At 57.6% G+C, this 7,006-nt stretch carries 4 protein-coding genes and 1 pseudogene; all 5 read right to left on the minus strand.

Translation table 11 applies throughout. The features are described from left to right. Nucleotides 1-487 precede the first annotated feature (487 nt). Nucleotides 488-1,002: pseudogene (locus FH08_RS54470) on the minus strand (phage integrase family protein). Between the two features lie 139 nt (nt 1,003-1,141). Continuing rightward, nucleotides 1,142-1,705: a hypothetical protein gene (locus FH08_RS49730; protein ID WP_152602981.1), complete on the minus strand. Its 564-nt coding sequence runs from the start codon at nt 1,703-1,705 to the stop codon at nt 1,142-1,144. Nucleotides 1,706-1,767: 62 nt separating this feature from the next. After that, the gene (locus tag FH08_RS49735) at nt 1,768-2,406 is read right to left on the minus strand and encodes a nuclease-related domain-containing protein (RefSeq protein ID WP_152602982.1); all 639 of its coding nucleotides are present in this window, start codon (nt 2,404-2,406) and stop codon (nt 1,768-1,770) included. Nucleotides 2,407-2,572: 166 nt separating this feature from the next. Next, entirely contained in the window at nt 2,573-3,754 is a 1,182-nt protein-coding gene (locus tag FH08_RS0133605) for an integrase domain-containing protein (protein WP_051888741.1), read from the minus strand. A 1,073-nt stretch (nt 3,755-4,827) separates the two neighbouring features. Next, nucleotides 4,828-5,835: a Fis family transcriptional regulator gene (locus tag FH08_RS0133610; protein ID WP_152602983.1), complete on the minus strand. Its 1,008-nt coding sequence runs from the start codon at nt 5,833-5,835 to the stop codon at nt 4,828-4,830. Nucleotides 5,836-7,006 lie beyond the last annotated feature (1,171 nt).

The following is a 7,006-nucleotide window of genomic DNA, read 5'->3' on the forward strand; positions in this document are numbered from 1 at the left end:
GGCACAACGCGACCAAAACGCCGCGTCGGTCGTCCTGATCGATGCGCACACGCCTGGAACGGGCGTGGCGGCGAGACCGAAACCGCTGGCGCGGCAACGAGCCAAGTCAAAGTCTGAGACCCGCGAACCCCCCGCTACAGCGTCACAAGACGCTTAGCGGCGGGAGAGTTCATAAACTGGTCAGACTTCGACCTTCGATTTCCTCGCGACGCGACGTTAATGTCAGACTGTCTACACGATATGGCGCGACAGTATCCGTCCCTCCCGGCGCGTGTCGAGCATTACTACCCGTGACTAAATATAACGTCTTTGCTGCTGCGACGGCTTTTGTGGACTGGGCACGTCCGTGGATTTTTTTTGACACGGTGATTGCGAACCCCGCACCTACGGCATCCGATCGCGTCGACATAGAAAAGATCTGGCTAGAGGCGTGCGGGTCCAGTCGCTGGCAACGTACCGATCTCAATCAAGGCTGCGCAATCGCCGATCACGCGCTTACGGTTGCTTTTCCCTGGCTATGCGCTCCCCCGCCCGTGTCCAGATGCTCGGATTCCACCGGAGGAACTTGCACCACCTCATCCGCTATCAATGGATCGCGTGTATCAACGTCGGCGTCGACGCGCAATTGAAGGTGCGTTTCGTGCCGGCACAGCCAAGCAACGACGACGACCGCGCGCCCGGCGCCGATGCGCGGAACCGACCGCCAGCAGCTGCCCCCGCGCCGATTGCAAACGCGATCAATTCGCCAATCGTCGCGATCCCCTCCCCCTTCAATCGCGACGCAATGCGCGGCCGAAACCACCGGTCGATCGAGTGGCTCGCCGCGGGCGACGCTGCCGCTAGGGCTGCGGCTTCGGTCACCTTCCGGAAGGTCACCGTGGGGAGTTTCGGTTCCCCGTGCTTCTTGATGGACGAGCGCAAGTGCTCGGCAAGCGCAGGCGACCCGTGCTCAATCGCCACCTTCACTAGACCATCGAGCATGGTTCGAAGGTGCCGCGCCATCGCCGAGGGCGTCGCCGCAAAACTGTCCTCATCGCCGTCATAATAGGCCCGCGAGATGATCGCCGGCGCGATGCGCTGCACATACGCGCGCACCGCCGCGAGATCTTTTGCGGTGTAGCCGTAGGTCAGCGTAAGGGTTTCAGCCGCGGTTACCCCGCGCCGACTTCGGCCCGCCGGTTGGCCGTGGCCTGAACCCAGAAAGCACGTCGTTCGCTTCTGTCATGAGGTCTTGGCTAAAGGCGAGCGTGAGCTGGGTGAACGCTGCGCGCGTCGCGCCCAGCATCGTGGCCAATTGCAGATCGGACGCGGACTCGCCCCACAAGACCCGTTGGACCAGCGCGACACCACCATGTCGGGCGACCAGGCGTAGCGCATAGCCGAGCGACGCATTGTGGAGAATCTCGGCGCCGTAGGTGTCGGCTAGCGCGGTGAGGATCGCAAGTTCCACTCGGTCCGGGCGTCGCGGAATGCGCTTATGCTCTGCCCGGCGCTCTGCTTCGCTCACGACCTCTTCATCGGTGAGGTCGTTCATTAGGCCGCTGGCCGAGTCCAGCGCCTGCAGACCCGTACCCTCCCCTGCCCGGAACGCTGAAATGGCGTCGTCCAGGCGCAGGACGATGAGCGCGGTGGCCGGATCGATGGGAACGCCCTTGTCCGACGGGGCGGCGGGCGGCGGCTGGGTCATAAAATTTGGGGCCTGCACGTAATCTTAGATGGAACGCGCCCTATTTTACCTCTCAACTGCAATCCCGATAATGCGAGCTATCAGGCTTCAGGACGCGAGTCTGATAACAAGTGACTATCGATTACATCGACCACGCGCGCCACGCTCACGTGTGGCCGCGCGCTTGAAAAAAATCGAATCGTTCGCAGCCTCAAGTAGTGGTAAAGCTCAGCCGCCTCAAGTATCGACTCAGGCAAAAGAGGATGCAGCGAGCAAGGGGATGCGGCGGCGACGGCAACACTTTCAACGGGGCATGCGTGCCGGACGAGTAATGAGCGCAGGCATCGAACAACTGCGGCCTGTCGCCTGACCGGCGACGTGCGAAGCATCGATTCGCCCTCTTGGTCGATGACGCTCACGGTCTCTGCGTCAGGGCCGGGTGCAACGAGTCCCTTAAAACCCATTTCCATCACGACGAATACGCCGAAAGGCGTCACCACTATGACGTCGAGTTGTGTCGTGGGAAGCCGTGTTCCGGGCGCGTGAATCAAGAGCGCGCGCTCGCGTAGGACGTAGTCAGCGATGCCGAGACGATCAAGTGTTTGCCGAAACGCATCGGATACGGAACACATCGCTGTGCCCTCGCCCTTCGGGACGCTGTGCATCTTTTCGATTACCGTGTTGCGCGCGCTCTCACCGCGACCTGTGCAGTCGGCTTTGTCCACAGTTGTGTGGGTCAAAATATTTACCTCGCTCAGTTAGGTTGATACCAGCCTAATGAAGAGGTTGGAAAGTCAAGCAACGACGACGTCGCGACAGCCTGGGCCGCCTCAAGCAATCCGGGCCACCACTGGCAACGATAGAAAGTAGCGACGTCTGCGACACATTGCGCCTTGCGTCAGATATCTAATTGTCGCTGCCGCCAGCGGTCGATACGGGGCCTTCGGCGTTGGCCAGTTTCCCGAGCACGCGGTACAGCGCTTGGCGGGAGATACCGAGGGCTTTCGCAGCGTGCGATTTGTTGCCTTTCGCTTCTTCGAGCGCTGCGCAGACTTGCGCGTAGCTAACCACAGGGGTATCGGCTTTGCGAATAGCGGCGAATGACGAGATGTACGCACTCGCCTTCGTTGCCAGCCCGTGGCCTGCGGCCGCTACGATCCGCTCCATTGCCAATTGATGTAACTCGGGGTCTGGGCGCTGGTCGGGACGCTTGATCGGCGCGGGCACCCCGGTCACCCTTTCGTACATGCGTTGGAGGTACGCGTGGCGCAAGCCGTGAGCCGTCACGCCCAACGCTTTTCGTGCGACGCCTTGGCCCTGCAACACAACATAGAAATGGCGATACCATTTTTTGAGCGTCCATGGCTCAGGAATCATCGAGCCAGTACGCGGGTTCGACAAGCGAGCCGCACGGATCAATAATTCGTATTGCCACTCTTCCTCAATCGGTACCACGCGCGGGCGACCGCCTTTCGTGCCATCAACAATTTGCAGATGCCCCGAAAGACGCAAACACTGGAGTGGGCGCAACAGCATGCTCTCCAGCGCGCGCAATCCGAACGCAGACTGCAACTCAACCTGAATCGCCACCCAGCGGTCTCGCTCGGTCAGACGCGCGATTACATCGTCGACGTTCACGTTCGCCGCTTCCCACGACTTATCTTGTTGCGCCACGTAATAGCGCCGATAGCCTTCGGGACGCTCGATGTAGTCATCCACAGTCCCGACCAGTTGATGCTTACCCATCCACGCAGCGAGTGTGCGCCAATAGGTTAGTTTGTTTTCGACCGTCCCTGGACTTTGCTTCTTTTGGTTCACCCAGAGGTTCACCAGGTGACGAATGTGTTTCTCCGAAAGATTCCAGGGCGTTTCGAGCGCAAATCCATCCGCCCGAAGTTCTTTGAAGCCAGCGATTAAGCTCACGACGCGACGCTCCTGTGTTTTCATTGAAATGGCATTTGCAGTTACGCGCGTTTTGCTATGCGCACGAAAAATGTGTTTCTCGAAAAGCTTCTGGAGTTCCTCTCTTAAACGCTTTGGAAGGTTTGAGCCGTCTAGCGCACGCAAGAAATTCAAAATGACTTTCATATTGGCCAAATTTAAAAAGCGGCACCGTCCCTATTGAAACGACGCCTTGGGTTAATGAATAACAGTGCTTGCATTCCTGGACTTTGCCGATAGCTTTGTTGATCCACCCGGGCCAGGGAAGCACTGCCCCGATGGTCCCCGCCCCTATCGCACGGACGCGGCTAGCCAGTCATCGCGTTCAAGCAGCGGCCAGACAATTCTTCTTGCGCGATTTTGTTCGGCAGCGCGAGCCGGTCGGTATGGTTTAGAAACCCGCACACTCACGTGCAGACAGTCGCTCGCACGTGTTCAAGCGGCTGCAACAGGATCGTTTCGGATGGCGACCTTTCGGAGTGCGCCTCTTTGTGCTCGGACCGGCGGCGTCGTGATCGGACGCAGGAAGAAAGACGAGACCCAAACGCTAGTGTCCGGTCCCACATGCTCTCAGTAGAAGGTCGTTTCCGAAATCAACTGCGAGCCAAATCACCACCAGTCGTTCGGGGCACTCAGTTTCCGCAATCTGATACTTGGACAGCCTGATCCTCATCGCGGTTTGCAGCACCATGGCATGACGAAAAATTCGTGGCACGAGATGTTGATAGCACTGCTCAGCTCAATGCGGTGTTCACCGCAATAAGTGAATGTGCCGTGCCGATAGTCCCAGACCGTCCGTGCGTCAACTCGAAGCGTCATGCAGTACTCACGAAAATCACTCGGCCCTCGGCTCCGATACAAGCAAGCCGGTACAGGTACCCATTCGAGACAAAGATGCGAAAGAATGTTGCTGCAAATAGACTGCGCATAAAATGATGGAGCAATACAGCCCGGCAATACGATGGTTCAAAGAAGAAACACTTCACCTGCGCTATTGTCGCAGCGCGACAGGAACCATGATCAGCTCGTACAGTTTTAACCAAGATAGTCCTCTGCCAAAATGATAGAAACTCAATGCGCTTAAAAAGCGCCCACTAACCTATCAACGTTTAGGGGATTCTGAAAAATTAATCGGCCGTTTGACTTAAAATTTTCAACGGGACCGCATCGCTTGTTTGCTCCTCATTCACATTGCTGATCACACGTTGTGTCGCTTCGCGCTAAGACTTCAGTATCTTTGATGCTTTCACTGACGCAATCGTCGACAAGTATTTTGTTGACTCAGCGGTAAGCCCAACGCCAACGGATTCGATAAGGCGCAGCATTGCTGCGCGACGCGCGTCTCTGTTGAGCGTCAACTCGACGTGGTCTACAAACAGATCACCGGTACGCTCCAGTGACCGAGACGGATTCGCCATGCGCTCTGCGTAGGCCGCGCGCAGACCACTAATCGTGACGCCCCAAATCGTGCGCGATAGACCTTGAGAGCGCAACACGTCGTAGTAGTGGCGATACCACGTCTTCAATGTCCAGGGCGCGGGATACATGACGCCATTCGTCGGGCTGGACAAGCGCGCCGCGCGCAGCAACAGGTCATATTGCCAGCGCTCACCAAGCGTTATTACGCGACCCCTCCCGTTTCTTGCTCCATCAGGAACATGCAATTGTCCTGACAACCGCAGAAACTCCAACGGCCGAAATAGCATGCTGCTTGTGGGTCGCAAATTGAACGCGCATTGCAGTTCGACCTGAACACTCACCCAACGGTCCTGCTCGGCCAGGCGCGTGACGACATCATCCACGTAAATGTCCGGTTTGTCTTGAACGCTATCGGTTCGCGGCGCATGGGGGCGGCCGTACCCACTTGGTTTTTTGATGTAGTCGTCGACGATCGCGAGAAGCGGAGCTTTGCGCATCTTCTTGGCGAGATCGCGCCAGTGCGTGAGCTTGCTTAGAACAACAGGTGGGCCTTGCCCGCTCTTATCGATCCACAGATGCATCAGATACCGGATATGCTTTTCGCGTACATACCAGGGCGAGCTCAATGCATACCCCCCGGCACGAAGCTCATTGAATCCGGTGATCAGAACTTGAATCGCAGATTCGGATGTCTTGTCCGAATCCTTGCCGAGCAGTATTGCGGTTTTTTCTCTTGCATGCCTGCTTGGCGACATAAGCGCTACCAGATCCTCTACCAGACGCTCGGGTAAGCGCGCCTGTCCGCTCACATTCGGATTTCGAGACATAGGTTTTCAATGAAGAAAGATTTTCAATAAAGGTCGGCCTACCGAGGCGCCGTGTTCGTTGTTTGCTGGTCAGCCGGCGACGGGCAAGGCTGCACGCCTGCAGCGAAGCCGAGAGCACGAATGACAAGTATCATGAGTGTGTACTGAAGTTACTGCGCCGCCTGTCGCTGAAGCGGGCCGTGCGCGGGTCTTCACATGAAACAATCTAGTGACCCTTCCAGTTCGCGCAAACATTGTGGTCTTGGTTGTATGCATTTTTACGTTCATGGTCCTCGGGTAAGGTAAGCCGTCGTGCCGATCGAAACGACGGAGTGGTTGGATGGAACTGCTCGCTTGCATTCCGGAACTTTAGAGATAACTGTTTGATCTACCAGATGCAGGGAAGCGGCTGCACTCCGATAGTCCCAGGTCACATCGTGATTTGGGCTACTCAACCGACGCACGACGCGCGGCAACTGAGCAATTCTTTTTGCGCGTTTTGGGTTCGGCTGCGCGTGCCGATCGATAGATTTTCGGAAACCCGTACGTTAGACGTACATGTGGTTTCCCGCCCCTGACAGGCCGGTGCATCGTTGCCGCAGTGTGTCGGGCAGCTTGCACCGCGCCCAGCGACTAGGCTGAAGGGGCGAGGTGAACGGTCGGGGACGCGGCGAGTCCGGTCGCGCGTTCCTTGAATATCACTGGGTGCCATAGGCACGACGGTCCAGCGAGGTTGATGTGCGCGAAATGCTCGGTACTGAGGCACTCGCGAGTCAAGCATCGAATGAACGTCGGTGACGTTTGGAAATAAGATGGCTTTCTTCGAAAGCGTTTTTAGACGAGTTGGGGCCATAAGGCTCAGGTCGATGCGTCGATGGCGCGGGGTATGAGAGGATCGTAACGCTGCGCGCAGGCCGAATAAGTTGGAATGCTCACGAATTTGCTATGTCTTTCGCCCGGAGACTGCGACAGCGACTGCGACTGCGACTGCGACAGCGACAGCGACTGCGACAGCGACAGCGACAGCGACTCGGACAGTTATGAACTCTCCCGCCGCTAAGCGTCTTGTGACGCTGTAGCGGGGGTTTCGCGGGTCTCAGACTTTGACTTGGCTCGTTGCCGCGCCAGCGGTTTCGGTCTCGCCGCCACGCCCGTTCCAGGCGTGTGCGCATCG

The sequence above is a fragment of the Caballeronia sordidicola genome, from assembly GCF_000729995.1.
GTDB classification, from domain to species: Bacteria; Pseudomonadota; Gammaproteobacteria; order Burkholderiales; family Burkholderiaceae; genus Caballeronia; species Caballeronia sordidicola_A.